The 18,631-nt window shown below is 60.9% G+C and carries 16 protein-coding genes; all 16 read left to right on the top strand.

Annotated elements, in window-relative coordinates; translation table 11 throughout:
* Positions 1 to 52: 52 nt before the first annotated feature.
* The 16 genes from aroB (at position 53) to Q8L50_RS12440 (ending at position 18,628) form a co-directional block, all read left to right on the top strand.
* Positions 53 to 1,168 (top strand): 3-dehydroquinate synthase, encoded by a 1,116-nt coding sequence (aroB, locus tag Q8L50_RS12515; RefSeq protein ID WP_305348959.1) that lies wholly within the window; start codon positions 53 to 55, stop codon positions 1,166 to 1,168.
* Between the two features lie 81 nt (positions 1,169 to 1,249).
* Positions 1,250 to 2,461 (top strand): deoxyguanosinetriphosphate triphosphohydrolase, encoded by a 1,212-nt coding sequence (locus Q8L50_RS12510; RefSeq protein ID WP_305348958.1) that lies wholly within the window; start codon positions 1,250 to 1,252, stop codon positions 2,459 to 2,461.
* A complete protein-coding gene (locus Q8L50_RS12505; RefSeq protein WP_305348957.1) occupies positions 2,458 to 3,666 on the top strand; it encodes a CynX/NimT family MFS transporter in 1,209 nt (402 codons plus the stop codon). Before Q8L50_RS12510 ends, Q8L50_RS12505 begins: the two co-directional genes overlap by 4 nt.
* A 188-nt stretch (positions 3,667 to 3,854) precedes the next feature.
* Positions 3,855 to 5,003, top strand: a complete 1,149-nt coding sequence (locus Q8L50_RS12500) for an ABC transporter substrate-binding protein (RefSeq protein WP_305348956.1) — start codon at positions 3,855 to 3,857, stop codon at positions 5,001 to 5,003.
* Between the two features lie 49 nt (positions 5,004 to 5,052).
* A complete protein-coding gene (locus Q8L50_RS12495) occupies positions 5,053 to 5,748 on the top strand; it encodes a transposase (protein ID WP_305348955.1) in 696 nt (231 codons plus the stop codon).
* A gap of 233 nt (positions 5,749 to 5,981) precedes the next feature.
* Complete coding sequence (locus tag Q8L50_RS12490; RefSeq protein ID WP_305348954.1) at positions 5,982 to 10,772, top strand: glutamate synthase-related protein; 4,791 nt, start codon at positions 5,982 to 5,984, stop codon at positions 10,770 to 10,772.
* 24 nt (positions 10,773 to 10,796) lie between these two features.
* Positions 10,797 to 12,275, top strand: a complete 1,479-nt coding sequence (locus Q8L50_RS12485) for a glutamate synthase subunit beta (protein ID WP_305348953.1) — start codon at positions 10,797 to 10,799, stop codon at positions 12,273 to 12,275.
* Between the two features lie 289 nt (positions 12,276 to 12,564).
* Positions 12,565 to 13,419, top strand: a complete 855-nt coding sequence (locus Q8L50_RS12480; RefSeq protein WP_305348952.1) for an ABC transporter ATP-binding protein — start codon at positions 12,565 to 12,567, stop codon at positions 13,417 to 13,419.
* Positions 13,416 to 14,195 (top strand): lipid asymmetry maintenance ABC transporter permease subunit MlaE, encoded by a 780-nt coding sequence (gene mlaE, locus Q8L50_RS12475; protein ID WP_305348951.1) that lies wholly within the window; start codon positions 13,416 to 13,418, stop codon positions 14,193 to 14,195. Before Q8L50_RS12480 ends, mlaE begins: the two co-directional genes overlap by 4 nt.
* Positions 14,196 to 14,205: 10 nt before the next feature.
* Positions 14,206 to 14,712, top strand: a complete 507-nt coding sequence (mlaD, locus tag Q8L50_RS12470; RefSeq protein WP_305348950.1) for an outer membrane lipid asymmetry maintenance protein MlaD — start codon at positions 14,206 to 14,208, stop codon at positions 14,710 to 14,712.
* Positions 14,709 to 15,455, top strand: coding sequence for a VacJ family lipoprotein (locus Q8L50_RS12465; protein WP_305348949.1), 747 nt, complete (start codon positions 14,709 to 14,711; stop codon positions 15,453 to 15,455). Before mlaD ends, Q8L50_RS12465 begins: the two co-directional genes overlap by 4 nt.
* A 153-nt stretch (positions 15,456 to 15,608) precedes the next feature.
* Positions 15,609 to 16,244, top strand: coding sequence for a phospholipid-binding protein MlaC (locus Q8L50_RS12460; RefSeq protein ID WP_305348948.1), 636 nt, complete (start codon positions 15,609 to 15,611; stop codon positions 16,242 to 16,244).
* 14 nt (positions 16,245 to 16,258) lie between these two features.
* Entirely contained in the window at positions 16,259 to 16,540 is a 282-nt protein-coding gene (locus Q8L50_RS12455) for a lipid asymmetry maintenance protein MlaB (RefSeq protein ID WP_305348947.1), read from the top strand.
* Positions 16,541 to 16,620: 80 nt separating this feature from the next.
* A complete protein-coding gene (locus Q8L50_RS12450; protein ID WP_305348946.1) occupies positions 16,621 to 17,550 on the top strand; it encodes an ABC transporter ATP-binding protein in 930 nt (309 codons plus the stop codon).
* Complete coding sequence (locus Q8L50_RS12445) at positions 17,547 to 18,302, top strand: ABC transporter permease (protein ID WP_305348945.1); 756 nt, start codon at positions 17,547 to 17,549, stop codon at positions 18,300 to 18,302. Before Q8L50_RS12450 ends, Q8L50_RS12445 begins: the two co-directional genes overlap by 4 nt.
* Positions 18,303 to 18,379: 77 nt before the next feature.
* Positions 18,380 to 18,628, top strand: a complete 249-nt coding sequence (locus Q8L50_RS12440; protein WP_305348944.1) for a BolA family protein — start codon at positions 18,380 to 18,382, stop codon at positions 18,626 to 18,628.
* The last annotated feature ends 3 nt before the right edge of the window (positions 18,629 to 18,631 follow it).

Raw genomic sequence — 18,631 nt, 5'->3', positions numbered from 1 at the left:
TCAGGAGATCGACGCTGCGGGCCAGCCAGTGAAGCCTCTACACTTGGGTCCCATGCGAGCACACACACCCCAAGCGGCGCAACAGGTACATATCGACCTGGGCGTACGCAGTTACCCCATTGTCATAGGCGCAGGTTTGCTGGGAGATCCAGCAAGTTATGGAGGGCTGCCGTCTGCCAGCACCGCACTGATTGTTTCCAATACCCGGGTGGCGCCGCTGTATGGGCCGACCTTGCGGCGGGCCCTTGAAGCGCACTATCAAAGAGTCATGCTGGTGGTTTTGCCCGATGGGGAAGTCCACAAGGACTGGGCCACGCTGCAGCTCATTTTTGACGCTTTACTGGCCAAGGCCTGCGACCGCAAAACCGTGTTGTATGCACTGGGCGGTGGGGTGATTGGCGACATGACGGGGTTTGCCGCGGCCTGCTACATGCGGGGAGTGCCTTTTGTGCAGATTCCCACGACGCTGCTCGCCCAAGTGGATTCGTCGGTGGGGGGAAAAACCGCCATCAATCACCCATTGGGGAAAAACATGGTGGGAGCTTTCTACCAGCCGCAGCGCGTGATCTGCGATCTCGACGTGCTTCAGAGTCTTGCACCGCGCGAGCTCAGCGCTGGTCTGGCAGAGGTCATCAAATACGGCCCCATCGCCGACATGGCATTTTTCGAGTGGATAGAAGACAACCTGGACGCCTTGCTGGCACGCGCGCCTGACGCTCTGGCGCACGCGATCCGGCGCAGCTGCGAGATCAAGGCGGCAGTGGTCAGCCAGGACGAACGCGAAACCGGTCTGCGCGCCATATTGAATTTTGGACATACCTTTGGCCATGCCATCGAGTCAGGGCTGGGTTATGGGCAGTGGCTGCACGGTGAGGGGGTTGGCTGTGGCATGGTGATGGCGGCGCGCCTGTCGCACCGCCTGGGGCTCGTAGATGGCGCTTTTGTCGAACGCTTGCGAGCACTCGTCGCGCGCGCCGGGTTGCCGGTCACCGGACCGCGGCTGTCACCGACCGACAGTGCCGGGCGTTACCTGGAACTGATGCGCGTGGACAAAAAAGCGGAAGCTGGCGAAATTAAATTCGTGGTGATTGATACACCGGGCAGTGCCGTGGTTCGCGGTGCCCCGGACGCACTGGTGCGCGAAGTCATTGATGCCAGTTGCGACTGAAAGCGATTCACGATCGCTATCGAAATAATAGCTTCATGCGCTTGTTGGTTATGGGCTGGAGGCCGATTTAATGCATAGACCATGACCATGCTGGCCTCCTGCGCCTGCGACCCTGCCGACTCCCGTGGCCGACGCCATCCGGAGCCAGACGCCCCCACGCGCTCCGCATTTCAGCGTGATCGCGACCGCATTGTGCATTCCACCGCGTTCCGCCGGCTGGTCTACAAGACCCAGGTGTTCCTGAACCACGAAGGCGACCTGTTCCGCACCCGCCTGACGCATTCGCTCGAAGTTGCCCAGCTCGGCCGCTCCATTGCCCGTACCTTGCGCCTGAACGAGGATCTGGTTGAAGCGATTGCGCTGGCGCATGACCTGGGGCACACGCCTTTTGGCCATGCCGGGCAGGATGCGCTCAATGCCTGCCTCAAAACCCACAACCCTGACAGCGCCGGTTTTGAGCACAACCTGCAGAGCCTGCGCGTGGTGGACACGCTGGAGGAGCGGTACCCCGACTACAACGGCTTGAACCTGTCATTTGAAACAAGAGAAGGGATCCTCAAGCACTGCTCTCGCCGAAACGCCAGACGCATCGAAGCGCGCGAGCCCGGCGGTGTGGCGCGGCGCTTTCTGGCTGCGGACCAGGGGCAGCCGGCGCAGCAGCCCAGCCTGGAGGCCCAGCTCGCCAACCTGGCCGACGAGATCGCCTACAACGCCCATGACATCGACGACGGCGTGCGCTCTGGCTTGCTGAGTCTGGAGCAACTGGCGGAAGTGCCACTTTTTGACCAGCATTGCCGCGAAACGCAGGCGCAGTATCCCGGTCTTCAGGGGCGCCGGCTGCTGTTTGAAACCATACGCCGCATGCTCAGCGCCCAGGTGTATGACGTGATGGATGCCACGCGCGCCGCACTGGCCGCCGCCGCCGTGGACAGCGTGCAGGCCGCGCGGCTGAGTCCGCCCCTCGTCTGTTTCAGCAAAGACATGGCTGCGAGGTCCTCTTCCCTCAAGCGCTTTCTGCTGCAAAACCTGTACCGTCATCCGCAGGTTGTCGAGACCACACAAACAGCGCAGCAGGTGGTGCGGGAGCTGTTTGCGGCCTACATGGCCGATCCAGCTGAAATGCCGCAGGCGCACGCCGACAGGTTTGATCGGCTGGAAAGCAGCCCGCCGGCCGGTGCCGCAACGCCGGCCAAGCCCGAACGTGTGGTGGCCGATTACATTGCCGGCATGACGGACCGTTTTGCTGCCAGGGAACATGAACGCCTGATCGGCCGCGTGGCCTTCCCCGCGTGAAGTTGCTGCATCCCGCCGGGTGTGTGATTGCCGCTGGGGTGGTGGCTGCGCTGCATGTTGCCAAGTTGCCGCCGGCGCTGCCGGTTTTGCAGCAGGCCATGGGGGTGTCGCTGCTTCAGGCGGGGTTTTTACTTTCGCTGGTGCAACTCGCGGGCATGGCGTTGGGCCTGCCTGCCGGCTTGCTGATCCAGCGCTGGGGCCCGCGGCGAAGTGTGCTGACCGGCTTGCTGGTGCTCGCCGGGGCCAGCGCGCTGGGCGGCGCCGCGCAGACCGCCGCCGCCTTGCTGTTGTCTCGTTCACTGGAGGGTCTTGGTTTTTTGTGCGTGGTATTACCCGCGCCCGGATTGCTGCGCGTGCTGGTGCCCGCCGGGCAGTTGAGCCGGGTGCTCGGCGGATGGGGTGCTTACATGCCGCTGGGTGCGGCGCTGGCCTTGCTGACCGGCCCTGCAGTGATGTCGCTGGCCGATGCTGCTTGGGGCTGGCGTTTGTGGTGGTGGGGCCTGTCCGCTCTGGCGGTGGTGCTGGCGGCCCTGGTCTTTTTGCGGGTGCCAGCCGATAGGCAGGCGCCGGGTCTGCCAGCGGGCCCGCCGTTGAGGGCAGAGACGTCCCCGTGGCGCGCCTTGCTCATGCTGACCTTGCGATCGCGCGGTGCCTGGCTGGTGGCCCTGAGTTTTGCGATGTATTCGGGGCAATGGATGGCTGTGGTCGGATTTCTTCCGTCTATCTACGCGCAGGCCGGCGTGGCGGCGGGCGCCACGGCCTGGCTCACGGCGTTGGCCGCAGGCGTCAACATCATCGGCAACCTGGCCGCAGGCCGCCTGTTGCACCGCGGCACGGCGCCTGTCGCCTTGCTGGCAACGGGTTTTGTGGCGATGGCTCTTGGTACCCTGGTCGCTTTCGGCGTCGCGGCCCATCCGAAAATACAGTACCTCGCCGTGCTGGTGTTTTCCATGTTCGGCGGCCTGATTCCCGGAACGCTGTTCAGTCTCGCGGTTCGGCTCGCGCCGGGCGCGCAAGCAGTGCCGACCACCGTCGGCTGGGTGCAGCAATGGTCAGCACTGGGGCAATTCTTCGGGCCACCGCTGGTGGCGGGTGTGGCCGCGCAGGCCGGTCACTGGCAATGGACTTGGGTGGTGACCGGGGCCTGCTCAGTGGCCGGGCTATTGTTGGCTTGGCGCATCCAGATGCTACTCAGACGGGCTTGAGTATCCATTTACCGTCCGCTGGCAGCCGCAGGCCGGCATAACCTTATAACGTGTTGGCATCCGGCGCCCCGCTATTCGAGGGGTGAAAGAATTAACCTTCACCATTGTTCAATTTCTTACAAAAGCTGATCCGCTCCGGGGGCGGCATCCATCTTGCGTAAGCAGCGGAAACTCTCGCAAAGGCTTGTATGAAAATCCATCGTCGTGCACTCATCGTGAGCGCTTTGTCTGCTGGTGCAGCAGTTTTCAGTCCTGCGGTCTGGTCTCAGACAGGGAAGGGTGGCCGCAAACTGGTGATCGGGCAATCGGTCCCTTTGACCGGTGCGGCCGACCAGATTGGCCTGGCCTACCTGAACGGTGCCAAGCTCTATTTCGATGCGATCAACGCCAAAAATGGTGCGGCCGGTTACCGGATTGAGGTCAAGGCGCTCGACGATGGTTACAACCCGGCAAAGGCTGCGGACAACGCCAAACAACTGATCGATGAGGACGTCGATGCCTTGTTCGGTTTTGTCGGAACGGCGAGCTGTGATGCGGCCTTCGCCATTGCCAAATCCGCAAACGCCCTGTTTTTTGCGCCTTTTGCAGCGTCCGACGCTTTGCGCGATGCTTCCCTGCGCAATGCATTCCATATCCGGCCGGCGTTGGCCGATGAGGCCTACAAGATGGTGCGCCACTGCGCGACGCTCAACCAGAGTCGCATTGCAGTGTTTGCTGAAGACGACGCCATGGGTCGCGCCGGGCTCGCGGCGGTCAACCAGGCGCTGGTGGACCTGAAGCTGCCGCCGTTGGTAGCAAGTGCTTTTTCTCCAGTCAACAGTGACAAGGTGGATGCGGCGGTAGCCTTGCTGGCCAAGTCCAATGCCCAGGCCATCATCCAGGTCAGCCTGTTCAATACCTCCGCCGCCTTTATCCGCGCCATGCGAAAAACCGGTTTCGCCGGTCAGTTCCTGAACTTTTCCGTGGTCGGAATCGATCCGCTGTTCACGGCACTAGGCAAGGAGATTGGCGGCGTTGTCATCTCCCAGGTGGTGCCGTCGCCGCGCAGTGCGGGGACGCCCATCATCAAGGAATACCTGGACGTATTGAATCAGACCGACCAGAACCCGAGTTATGAAAGTGTCGAGGGCTACATCGCCGCCCGCACGTTTGCGGAAGGCGTGAGGCGCAGCGCCGCAGGTGGCAAGGTGGACCGGGCAGCGCTCCAGAAAGCGTTTGAGTCCATCACCGACTACGACGTCGGCGGTTATCGCGTCAATCTGCGCGCCAAAAAATACGAATCCGTGCGCTTGGTGGATCTGGTCACCATCACGCCTGACGGCAAGGTGGTTCGCTAATCGGGGACAGATCCGCTTTATGATGCGCTGCACCTCAGCGCATCACCCCATGGCCCGTCTTCCCCGTCTCACCCTTCCCGGCTATCCGCAGCATGTCATCCAGCGCGGCAACAACCGGCAGGCCATTGCCACGTCCGCAGCCGACTACCAGACCTTGCTGGCGTTGATTGACGAGAGCGCCAGAAAGTTCGCTGTGTCCCTTCACGCCTATGTGCTGATGGACAACCACTTCCATTTGCTGGCGACGCCGGAAACCACAGGGGCTGTGCCGCAGATGATGCAGGCCATAGGCCGGCGTTACGTGCGCTATTTCAACGACAGCCAGGGTCGGACCGGCACCTTGTGGGAAGGGCGCTATCGATCCACCGTGATCCAGCCCGAAACTTACCTGTTGCCGTGCATGATCTACATCGACCTCAATCCCGTGCGCCATGGACTGGTGGCCCAGGCGCGCGACTACCCGTGGTCCAGCCATGGCCACTACGCCGGCCTGCGGGTGGACAGGCTGGTGACGCCGCATCCGCTGTTCTGGACGCTCGGCAACACGCCATTTGCACGTGAGGCCGCCTACGCAGAAATGGTGCATGGCGGGGTGTCGGCTGATCGGCAAGTGGCGCTGACGCAATCCACCTTGAATGGCTGGGCCTTGGGTGATGCTGCTTTTGTCGCCGATTTGCAAACACGCACGGCACGAAGAGTGAGCAAAAATACGGCAGGTCGTCCAGCGCGTGAAGCGCGACCTTGAGTCTCGTGGCTTGATTTGATTGAGAAATTCCCATTTTTTAACATGTCCCCAATTAATTGTTGACAGATTTCCAGCGAAATCAATAAGAATCTGACCCTAATTGTTTGGCTTGGCATTGTTGTTGCACTGCACTATGCTGTCTATCCAGCGAAAATTTATGAAACCAGGCAGGACAGGGTCGGCTGTGCATTCTTTGCCACCGCCGCCGTCCACCCATCGACCAGGAGTGCGCCATGACCACGGCTGCTGAAATCAGGCATTTTGAAGAAAACGGTCTCTACAGTCCGGCCAACGAACACGATGCCTGTGGCGTCGGTTTTGTGGCGCACATCAAGGGCCATAAAAGCCATGCAATTGTCCAGCAGGGTCTGAAGATTCTTGAAAACCTGGACCACCGCGGCGCGGTCGGCGCCGACAAGCTGATGGGCGACGGCGCCGGCATCCTGATCCAGCTCCCGGACGCGCTGTACCGCGAGGAAATGACCAAGCAGGGCGTCACCTTGCCGCCGCCCGGCGAATACGGCGTCGGCATGGTGTTCCTGCCCAAGGAGCATGCCTCGCGCCTGGCCTGTGAACAGGCGCTCGAACGTGCGGTGCGTGTTGAAGGCCAGGTCCTGCTGGGCTGGCGCGACGTGCCGGTGAATCGCGACATGCCGATGTCGCCGACGGTGCGCAAGAAGGAACCCATCCTGCGCCAGATTTTCATTGGCCGTGGCAACGATGTGATCGTGCAGGACGCACTGGAGCGCAAGCTGTATGTGATTCGCAAAACAGCCAGCGCTGCCATCCAGCGTCTGAAACTCACGCACAGCAAAGAGTATTACGTGCCCAGCATGTCCAGCCGCACAGTGGTCTACAAGGGCCTGTTGCTTGCCGACCAGGTCGGCACCTACTACATGGACCTGACCGACCCGCGCTGCGTGTCGGCCCTGGGCCTGGTGCACCAGCGTTTTTCGACCAACACCTTTCCCGAGTGGCCGCTGGCGCATCCCTACCGCTATGTCGCTCACAACGGCGAGATCAACACCGTCAAGGTCAACTACAACTGGATGAAGGCGCGTGAAGGCGTGATGTCTTCGCCGGTACTGGGCGCCGATTTGCAAAAGCTGTATCCGATCAGTTTTGCTGACCAGTCCGACACCGCGACGTTTGACAACTGCCTGGAACTGTTGACCATGGCCGGTTACCCGATCAGCCAGGCCGTGATGATGATGATCCCAGAGCCCTGGGAGCAGCACACCACCATGGATGAGCGCCGCAAGGCCTTCTACGAATACCACGCCGCGATGCTGGAACCGTGGGACGGCCCGGCTTCCATCGTGTTCACCGACGGCCGCCAGATCGGCGCCACGCTGGACCGCAACGGCCTGCGGCCCTCGCGTTATTGTGTCACCGACGACGACCTGGTCATCATGGCGTCGGAGTCCGGTGTGTTGCCCATTCCCGAAAACAAGATCGTGCGCAAGTGGCGGCTGCAGCCCGGCAAGATGTTCCTGATTGATCTGGAACAGGGTCGCATGGTCGATGACGAAGAGATCAAGGCCACGCTGGCGCACAGCAAACCCTACAAGCAGTGGATTGAAAACCTGCGTATCCGTCTGGATGATGTTCAGGCCACCAACGTTCCTGCGCCCACGGACGGAACGAAGATGGGCAGTGACGAAGCCAGTGCCACCTCGGCATCGAGCTCGGGCCTGACCGAGTCGCACTCGCTGCTGGATCGCCAGCAGGCTTTTGGCTACACCCAGGAGGACATCAAGTTCCTGATGTCGCCGATGGCCGTCAATGGCGAAGAGGGCACTGGCTCCATGGGCAACGACAGCCCGCTGGCGGTGTTGTCGAGCAAGAACAAATCTCTCTACAACTACTTCAAGCAGTTGTTCGCCCAGGTCACCAACCCGCCTATTGACCCGATTCGCGAAGCCATCGTGATGTCGCTGGTGTCCTTTATCGGCCCCAAACCGAACCTGCTGGACATCAACCAGGTGAATCCGCCGATGCGGCTGGAAGTCAGTCAGCCGGTCCTCAATGTCGCCGACATGCGCAAGCTGCGCGACATCGAAACCTACACGCAGGGCAAGTTCCGAAGCTACACGCTGGATATCACCTACCCGCTGTCCTGGGGCCGCGAAGGTGTGGAGGCCAAGCTGGCGTCCCTGTGCGCTGAAGCGGTCGATGCGATCAAGAGCGGCAAGAACATCCTGATCATCAGCGACCGTGGTATCAAACCCGCGCAGGTGGCGATTCCGGCGCTGCTGGCGCTGTCGGCGATTCATCAGCACCTGGTCAAGGAGGGCCTGCGTACTACTGCGGGTCTGGTGGTCGAGACGGGCTCGGCTCGCGAAGTCCACCACTTTGCGGTGCTCGCCGGTTACGGCGCCGAAGCGGTCCATCCTTACCTGGCGATGGAAACCCTGGGCGAGCTGTCGAAAAACCTGCCGGGCGAGCTGAGCACCGACAAGGCGGTCTACAACTATGTCAAGGCGATTGGCAAGGGTCTGTCCAAGATCATGTCCAAGATGGGCGTGTCGACCTACATGAGTTATTGCGGCGCCCAGTTGTTTGAGGCCATCGGCCTGAACCGCGTGACCATTGAGAAGTTCTTCACTGGCACCGCCAGCCAGGTCGAAGGCATGGGCGTCTTCGAGATTGCCGAAGAAGCCCTGCGCATGCACAAGGCCGCCTTTGGCGGCGACCCGGTGCTGGCCAATATGCTGGACGCCGGCGGCGAGTACGCCTGGCGTGTGCGTGGCGAAGACCACATGTGGACGCCCGACGCGATTGCCAAACTGCAACATGCCACGCGCGCCAACAACTGGAGCACCTACAAGGAATACGCCCAGCTCATCAACGATCAGAACCGCCGCCACATGACCCTGCGCGGCCTGTTCGAGTTCCGCATCGATCCGTCCAAAGCCATCCCGATCGACGAAGTCGAACCTGCCAAGGAGATCGTCAAGCGTTTCGCCACTGGCGCCATGTCTCTGGGCTCGATCAGTACCGAAGCCCATGCCACACTGGCCGTGGCCATGAACCGCATCGGCGGCAAGAGCAACACCGGTGAAGGTGGCGAAGACCCGAACCGTTACCGCCAGGAGCTCAAGGGCATCCCGATCAAGCAGGGCGAGACGCTCAAGAGTGTGATTGGTGAGGGTGTGGTCGAAGTTGATTTGCCGCTGCAAGACGGCGACTCGCTGCGCTCACGCATCAAGCAGGTGGCTTCGGGCCGATTCGGAGTCACCGCCGAATACCTGGTGTCGGCCGACCAGATCCAGATCAAGATGGCGCAGGGTGCCAAGCCCGGTGAGGGCGGGCAGTTGCCGGGCGGCAAGGTCAGTGAATACATCGGCCAGCTGCGTTATTCGGTGCCCGGCGTCGGCCTGATCTCGCCGCCGCCGCACCACGACATTTATTCGATCGAGGACCTGGCCCAACTGATCCACGATCTGAAAAACGTCAACCCGCGTGCGAGTATCAGCGTCAAGCTGGTCAGCGAAGTCGGCGTCGGCACGATTGCTGCCGGCGTGGCCAAGGCCAAGTCGGATCACGTGGTGATTGCCGGCCACGACGGCGGCACCGGCGCGTCGCCCTGGTCATCGATCAAACATGCGGGCTCGCCGTGGGAAATCGGCCTGGCCGAAACCCAGCAGACGTTGGTGCTGAACCGCCTGCGCGGTCGTATCCGTGTGCAGGCTGATGGCCAGATGAAAACCGGCCGCGACGTCGTGATCGGCGCGCTGCTGGGTGCCGATGAGTTCGGTTTTGCGACCGCGCCGCTGGTGGTCGAGGGCTGCATCATGATGCGCAAATGCCATCTGAACACGTGCCCGGTGGGTGTGGCCACGCAGGATCCGGTGCTGCGTCAGAAATTCAGCGGCAAGCCCGAACATGTCGTCAACTACTTCTTCTTCGTCGCCGAAGAGGCGCGCCAGTTGATGGCGCAGCTTGGCATTCGCTCGTTCGACGAATTGATTGGCCGCGCCGATCTGCTCGACACCCAGAAGGGCATTGAGCACTGGAAAGCCGGCGGTCTTGATTTTTCGCGCCTGTTCTACCAGCCCAACGTCCCGGCCGATGTGCCGAGGCTGCATGTCATGGACCAGGACCATGCGCTGGGAAAAGCGCTCGATGTGCGCTTGATCGAAAAATCGAAAGCGGCCCTCGAAAAGGGCGAAAAAGTCCAGTTCATCGAGGTTGCTCGCAACGTCAACCGCACCGTCGGTGCCATGCTGTCGGGCGAATTGACGCGGCGCCATCCGGAGGGCCTGCCGGACGACACCCTGCGCATCCAGCTTGAGGGCACAGGCGGCCAGTCTTTCGGCGCTTTCCTGGCCAAAGGCATCACCCTGTACCTGATTGGCGATGCCAACGACTACACCGGCAAGGGCTTGTCGGGCGGGCGTATTGTGGTGCGTCCCAGCATTGACTTCCGGGGTGACGCGGTCAAGAACACCATCGTCGGCAACACCGTGCTCTACGGTGCAACCACCGGCGAGGCCTTCTTCAGCGGCGTGGCGGGCGAGCGTTTTGCCGTGCGCCTCTCCGGTGCCACGGCGGTCGTCGAAGGCACGGGTGACCATGGCTGCGAATACATGACCGGTGGCACCGTCGCCGTGCTGGGCAAAACCGGGCGCAACTTCGCAGCCGGCATGAGCGGCGGGATTGCTTATGTGTATGACGAGGACGGCCAGTTTGCCAAGCGTTGCAACACCGCCATGGTGTCGCTGGAAAAGGTCCAGCCGGTAGCCCAGCAGGAAGCTGGCGGCGAGCAGGCGCTCTGGCACGGCGGCCAGACGGACGAAGCCCAGTTGCGCAAGCTGCTGGAAGACCACAACCGCTGGACCGGCAGCAAGCGCGCCCGCGAACTGCTGGACAACTGGGCCGAGGCCAGAGGCAAATTCGTCAAGGTGTTTCCGCTGGAATACAAGCGCGCGCTCGGCGAAATGGCCGCCAAAAAGGCGGCCCCCGTCTCCGTCAAAGCGGCCAGCAAGCCAGCGCCAAAAGCCGCCAAAACCGCGGCCTGAACAAAAAGTATCTGGAGTAGCCACATGGGTAAAGTCACCGGTTTCATGGAATACGAACGCATCGAGGAGGGCTACAAGCCTGTTCCCGAGCGCCTGAAAAACTACAAGGAGTTCGTGATCGGCCTCGATGACGCGCAGGCCAACAAGCAGGCCGCGCGCTGCATGGACTGCGGTACGCCGTTTTGCAACAGCGGTTGCCCGGTCAACAACATCATTCCCGACTTCAACGACATGGTGTTCCGCGCCGACTGGAAAAGCGCGATTGACACCCTGCACAGCACCAACAATTTCCCGGAGTTCACCGGTCGCATCTGCCCGGCACCCTGCGAGGCAGCCTGCACGCTCAACGTGAATGACGACGCGGTGGGCATCAAGTCCATCGAACACGCCATCATCGACCGCGCCTGGGCCGAGGGCTGGGTCGAGCCGCAGCCTCCGCAGCACAAGACAGGCAAAAAAGTGGCTGTGGTCGGCTCCGGCCCCGCTGGCATGGCCGCTGCGCAGCAACTGGCACGCGTGGGCCATGACGTGACCCTGTTTGAAAAGAACGACCGTGTTGGCGGCCTGCTGCGTTACGGCATTCCCGATTTCAAGATGGAAAAAATCCATATCGACCGGCGTGTGACGCAGATGCAGGCCGAAGGCGTGACCTTCCGCACCGGCGTCATGGTGGGCGCTGCCAAAGACCCGCTTGGCAAGGACTCCAGAGTCACCAACTGGGCCAAGGAAACCATCACCCCCGAGCAGTTGCAAAAGGATTTTGATGCCGTGCTGCTGACCGGCGGTGCCGAGCAGTCGCGCGATTTGCCGGTGCCCGGACGTGATTTGAATGGCATCCATTTCGCGATGGAATTTTTGCCGCAGCAAAACAAGGTCAATGCCGGTGACAAGGTCAAGGACCAGCTGCGTGCCGATGGCAAACACGTGATCGTCATTGGCGGCGGCGACACCGGCTCCGACTGTGTGGGGACCAGCAACCGCCACGGCGCGGCCAGCGTCACGCAGTTCGAGCTGATGCCGGAGCCTCCGGAAGAGGAAAACCGCCCCATGACCTGGCCTTACTGGCCGATCAAGCTGCGCACCTCGTCCTCGCACGAAGAGGGCTGTGACCGCGAATTTGCCATTTCCACCAAGGAACTGCTCGGGGAAAACGGTAAAGTCACTGGCCTGAAGACAGTGCGCGTCGAGTGGAAAGACGGGAAGATGGTCGAGCTGGCTGGCTCTGAACAGACGCTCAAGGCCGACCTGGTGCTGCTGGCCATGGGCTTTGTGGCCCCGGTATCCGCCGTGCTCGATGCGTTTGGCATCGAAAAAGACGGGCGCGGCAATGCCAAAGCCAGCACCGACTTCATTGGCGGTTACGCGACCAACGTACCCAAGGTGTTTGCGGCGGGTGATATCCGGCGTGGACAAAGCCTGGTGGTGTGGGCCATCAGGGAAGGCCGTCAGGCCGCGCGTTCTGTGGACGAATTCCTGATGGGATACAGCGACCTGCCACGATGAGCGAGTGGTGCCGGGGGACCTGCGCTTCGTGTTTGAAGTCAAATATGCTATGAAAATAGCAGCTGCTTACGCTCTTCGTATAAGGGCTACAGCCAGAATTTCCATAAATTTCGGCTGAAACAGGGCTTCAAATGCGGGGCACGGCGTGCTCCGGCGCCGGGCTGATCCCATGTTCATGGGGGCGGATCCGAAGGGAATGGCAGGGCTTTTTGCCGCCTGCACGGCGTAAACCTTTATGATTGAGCCCATTGCCAGCAGGCTCGGTCCACCGCCTGAAATTTTCTGCCCCATGCCCGATAGCGCCCCTTCTTCCCTGGTCGAATTCAAACACCTGACATTTGCTTATCCAGGTGTGCAGGGCGAGCGCGTAATACTCGATGACATTTCACTGTCGGTGCCCCGTGGCAAGGTGACTGCACTGATGGGGGCTTCAGGGGGCGGCAAAACAACCATCTTGCGGCTCATTGGCGGCCAGATCCGGGCCCAGCGCGGCGAATTGCTGTTTGATGGCCAGGATGTCACTCGCATGGACCAGGAGCAGATCTACGCGGCGCGGCGCCGCATGGGCATGCTTTTCCAGTTTGGCGCGCTGTTTGCCGATTTGAGCGTTTACGAAAATGTGGCTTTTCCGCTGCACGAACACACGGATCTGCCCGAGGCCTTGATTCGCGACATCGTGCTCATGAAGCTCAACGCGGTCGGCCTGCGTGGTGCGCGCGATCTCATGCCCAGCGAGGTGTCCGGCGGCATGGCGCGGCGAATCGCGCTGGCACGCGCCATCGCCCTGGACCCCGAACTGGTGATGTACGACGAGCCATTTTCCGGTCTGGACCCGATCTCGCTGGGAACGGCGGCGCGGCTGATCCGGCATTTGAACGACGCCATGGGGCTGACCAGTATTTTTGTCTCTCACGAGCTGGAGCAGACCTTTGCCGTGGCCGACCACGTGATCATCCTGGCCAACGGAAAAATTGCAACCGAGGGAACGCCCGAGCAGGTCCGCAAAAGCACCGATCCGCTGGTCTACCAGTATGTCAATGCGCTGCCCGACGGTCCGGTTCAGTTCCACTACCCTGGCGTGTCGGTGGAGGATGACTTTGGCCCCCTTCCCAAGGCCGCCCGGCAGCGAGGTGCCGTCTCATGAGTTGGTACAAACCGTCGGATGTCGGCTTTGCCACCCGCAGCAAACTCGCAGACGTGGGTCTGGGTGCACGTCTTTTCCTGCGGCTTCTCCTTTCCCTGCCTTCGACCTTCCGGCGTTTTGGCTTGGTGCGCGACCAGATCCATTTCCTGGGCAACTATTCGCTGGTCATCATCGCGGTATCCGGACTGTTTGTCGGGTTTGTGTTTGGCCTGCAGGGGTACTACACGCTGCAGCGGTTTGGCTCGTCGGATGCGCTTGGCCTGCTGGTCACACTGACGCTGGTGCGCGAACTCGGGCCGGTGGTGACGGCCTTGCTGTTCGCGGGTCGGGCCGGCACTTCGCTGACAGCCGAAATTGGCCTCATGAAGGCCGGCGAGCAGATCAGCGTCATGGAAATGATGGCCGTCGACCCGGTGCAACGCATCCTGGCGCCCCGTTTCTGGGCTGGCGTGATTGTCATGCCCTTGCTGGCGGGTGTGTTCAGCGCGATGGGTGTGATTGGCGGATGGGCGGTTGGTGTGGTCATGATTGGTGTCGATGCCGGGTCTTTCTGGAGTCAGATCCAGGGCGGCGTCGATGTCTGGAAAGATGTTGGCAACGGAGTGATCAAGAGTGTGGTTTTCGGCTTCACCGTCACTTTTATTGCGCTGCTTCAGGGTTTTGAGGCGCAACCCACGCCAGAAGGCGTGGCCAGCGCCACGACGCGTACGGTGGTGGTGGCTTCGCTGGCGGTTCTGGGTCTGGATTTCATCCTGACCGCGATGATGTTTACTTGAGGAGGGTGTTGTGCAACGCTCAAAAAATGATGTGTGGGTCGGCGTTTTTGTCCTGATCGGCGCTGCTGCCATCCTGTTTTTGGCGCTCCAGGCCGCCAATTTGCTGAACTTGAGCTTCCAGTCCACTTACCGGGTCACCGCCAAGTTTGACAATGTCGGGGGGCTCAAGCCCAAAGGTGCAGTGCGCAGCGGCGGTGTTGTGGTCGGCCGCGTCGAGTCGCTGGTGTTTGACGATAAGTCGTTCCAGGCGCGTGTCACGCTGGCGATGGAAAGCCGGTACTCCTTTCCAAAAGACAGCTCCCTGAAAATACTGACCAGTGGTTTGCTCGGTGAGCAGTACATTGGCATCGAGGCCGGATCCAGCGAGAAGAATCTGGCGACCGGCGACACCATCTCCAGCACGCAATCCGCGGTTGTGCTGGAAAATCTCATCAGCCAGTTCTTGTACAGCAAGGCGGCGGACAGCAGTTCTGGCTCGGTGGCTGCACCGCCCACAGGGAGTAATGAAAAAAAATGAAAAAACGAATCACTTTGAAACGCCCCGGCCTGTGGGCCGGGCTGCTGGTGCTCGCACTGCTGCAAGGCTGTGCCACCGGCCCCAACCCACGGGACCCCTTCGAACCTTTCAACCGCAGCGTGACCCGCTTCAACGACGGCCTTGACGAAGCCATCGTCAAACCGGTGGCGCAGGCTTACCAGAATACGGTGCCGTCTCCGGTGCGAACCGGTGTTGGCAACTTTTTCGGCAATTTGTCGGATGTCTGGTCCTTTGTGAACAACGTTCTACAGGCCAAGCCGCAGGCGGCTGTGGACAGCTTCATGCGGGTCAGCGTGAATACGCTGATCGGGCTGGGCGGCGTGCTGGATTGGGCCACCTTGATGGGGATTGAACGGCACCGCGAAGACTTCGGCAATACGCTCGGGCGCTGGGGCGTGGCCACTGGCCCCTACCTCGTTCTGCCGGTGCTCGGGCCGTCCACCGTGCGTGATGCCGCCGCCCGGGTGGTCGACTCCAAAGGCGATCTGGTGATGCAGATTGACAATGTCGCCACGCGCAACTCGCTGTATGTGCTGCGTGCGGTGGACTTGCGCGCCAGTCTGCTGCGCGCCGGTGAGGTTCTGGACCAGGCAGCGCTCGACAAATACGCTTTCACGCGCGATGCCTACCTGCAGCGCCGTGGCGTCGTTCTTGAGACCAACGGCGATACCGAAGAACGTTATGATTTGCCTGAAAAGGCTGCACCAGCGCCCGCCAGGTAAAGAATACTTACATGCCCGGCCAGAACTTCACCCAATGTGCGTGAACCATGGCGGTCAGACCCTGTCCAATCAACTACATGGCCTGAGCATTGGCTGACCAGCTGCGGAGACTCCCCGGCCCGGCAGATACTCTTGGCGATATGAAGGAACACAATGAACCGTCGATTTTTTAGTCATTTTGTGGGTGCATCGCTGGCCCTGGCCCTGCTTGTGGCAGCCCCGCTGACCCGCGCCTCGGGTGAGGCGCCAGACGCACTCATCAAACGCACCTCTACAGAGGTGCTGGACAGCATCAAGTCGGACAAGGCGATTCAAGGTGGTGATGTCGGGAAAATCATTGCGTTGGTGGACAGCAAAGTCATGCCCAATGTGAACTTCACCCGCATGACAGCTGCAGCCGTAGGCCGGAACTGGCGCCAGGCCACACCTGAGCAGCAAAAGCGCTTGCAGGACGAGTTCAAGATTCTGCTGGTGCGTACCTATTCCGGCGCGCTTGCCCAGGTCAAGGACCAGACCATCAGCGTCAAGCCGCTGCGGGCTGCGCCAACGGACAACGAAGTGATCGTGCGCACCGAAGTGATAGGCCGCAGCGAACCGATCCAGCTCGATTACCGCATGGAAAAAACGTCTACAGGCTGGAAGATCTATGATTTGAACGTGCTTGGTATCTGGATGGTGGAAACCTACCGCACCCAGTTTGCGCAGGAAATTTCGACCAAGGGCGTCGATGGGCTGATCGCGGCACTGTCCCAGCGCAACAAGACAAACGCGGACGAGAAAAAGTCCTGATCGAAAAGCTTGCTATGCTGACACTTCCTCCGGTCCTGACCCACGCCGTGGCGGCTGGTTTTGCCCGCAGCTTGAAGCCCGAGCTTTTTTCCGGGTCCGCAGAAGTGGTGGCTGATGCCAGTGCGCTTCAGCAGTTTGACTCCTCCGCGCTGGCGGTCCTGCTCGAGTGCCGTCGCCATGCGCTGGCATCAGGCAATCGTTTTTCGGTGCAATCAGCGCCCCAGCGCCTGCTGGAATTGGCCGTTCTTTATGGCGTGGCCGACTTGATTCCGGCAACGACCGCCGCCCCAACCTGAGGCGCTCGGGCAAGCGACCGACAGGTCCTTGCGCCGGCGCAGCCGGTCTGGCAGTCTGGAGCCCGTAAAATGGTGGGCTCATGCCAGCCATCTCATTTCAGTCTGTCTCCAAAACCTACCCATCGACTCGAAGCCAGACCGGTCCCGGTGTTCGGGCGCTGGAAGCCGTCAGTTTTGACATAGAGCCCGGCGAGTTTTTTGGCCTGCTCGGCCCCAATGGCGCCGGAAAAACCTCCCTGATCAGCATCCTGGCAGGCCTCTCGCGGGCCAGCTCCGGCCGGGTGCTGGTGCACGGATGCGATGTGGTGACAGACTATGCCGACGCCAGGCGCATGCTCGGTATCGTGCCGCAAGAGCTGGTGTTCGATCCCTTTTTCACGGTGCGCGAGGCGCTGCGCATCCAGTCCGGTTATTTTGGCGTCAAAAACAACGACGACTGGATCGATGAATTGCTGGCCAGCCTGGGCCTGACCGACAAGGCCCACGCGAACATGCGCCAGCTCTCGGGCGGCATGAAACGCCGCATGCTGGTGGCGCAGGCACTGGTGCACAAACCCAGGGTCATCGTGCTCGACGAGCCCACAGCAGGGGTGGATGTGGAATTGCGCCAGACCCTGTGGCAATTCATCGCCAAACTCAACAAGCAGGGCAGCACGGTGCTGCTGACCACCCACTATCTGGAGGAGGCAGAAGCCCTGTGCAGCCGCATCGCCATGCTCAAACAGGGGCGTGTCGTGGCGCTGGCGCAGACATCGGAACTGCTCAAGGCCGCATCGTCGAACGTGTTGCGTTTCAAGATCGACAGCGAACTGCCCAAAGCGCTCGCCGAGAAGGCGCGCATCACCGGCCGCATTGTGCAATTGCCAGCGCACAACGCGCATGAGATCGAGCACTACCTCAGCGCCATTCGCGAGGCTGGGCTGGTGGCGGAAGATGTGGAGATCCGCAAGGCCGACCTCGAAGACGTATTTCTTGAGGTCATGGCCGAAAAAATCGGGGTGACGGCATGAACGGCTGGCAAACCCTCTTTTACAAAGAAGTTCTGCGATTCTGGAAAGTCGGTTTTCAGACGGTTGGCGCGCCCATACTCACCGCCGTCATGTACATGCTGATTTTTGGCCATGTGCTGGAGGACAAGGTGCAGGTGTACGGCAGCATCCGCTACACCGCCTTTCTGGTCCCGGGCCTGGTCATGATGAGTGTGCTGCAAAACGCGTTCGCCAACAGTTCATCTTCACTGATCCAGAGCAAGATCATGGGCAGCCTGGTGTTTGTGCTGCTCAGCCCGCTGTCGCATTGGCACTGGTTTTTTGCCTATGTCGGCTCGTCGATTGTGCGCGGCCTGGCCGTCGGCCTGGGCGTGTTTGCAGTGACGGTCTATTTTGGTCAGCCGGGTTTTGTGGCGCCGTTGTGGATTGTGCTGTTCGCGCTGCTGGGGGCCGCGCTGTTGGGCGCGCTGGGGCTGATTGCCGGCTTGTGGTCGGAGAAGTTTGACCAGATGGCGGTCTTCCAGAATTTTGTGATCATGCCCATGACATTTCTCAGTGGCGTTTTCTACTCCATCCATTCCCTGCCGCCGTTCTGGCAGACCGTCAGCCATCTGAATCCGTTTTTCTACATGATCGACGGTTTTCGCTATGGGTTTTTCGGTGTCAGCGACGTGTCACCATGGCTCAGCTTGGCAATTGTTGGCAGCTCTTTGCTGGTCGTCAGCGGCATTGCAGTCAATTTACTGCGAATCGGCTACAAAATCAGGCACTAGACAGGACCCCCGCGCTTGTCCCCTCGTGTACTGCGCGGCCCCACCTTGAATGAACTCAGCTCCTTAATCAATAAATCATGACCAGCGAAGAACTCCAAACCATTATTGCCGCGGGCCTGCCCTGTGAGCACCTGGACGTGACCGGTGATGGGCGCCACTGGTATGCCACCATCGTGTCCAGCGCTTTTGCCGGCCAGCGATTGATCCAGCGGCACCAGCGTGTGTACGCCACACTGGGTGGGCGTATGCAGACCGACGAAGTGCATGCCCTGTCGATGAAAACCTACACCCCTGCCGAATGGGCAAGCAGCAACGCGGAAGAATAGACA

The sequence above is a fragment of the Polaromonas sp. genome (assembly GCF_030680935.1).
In the GTDB taxonomy this organism is placed as follows: Bacteria; Pseudomonadota; Gammaproteobacteria; order Burkholderiales; family Burkholderiaceae_C; genus Polaromonas.
This window is presented reverse-complemented; position numbering and strand designations above follow the sequence as displayed.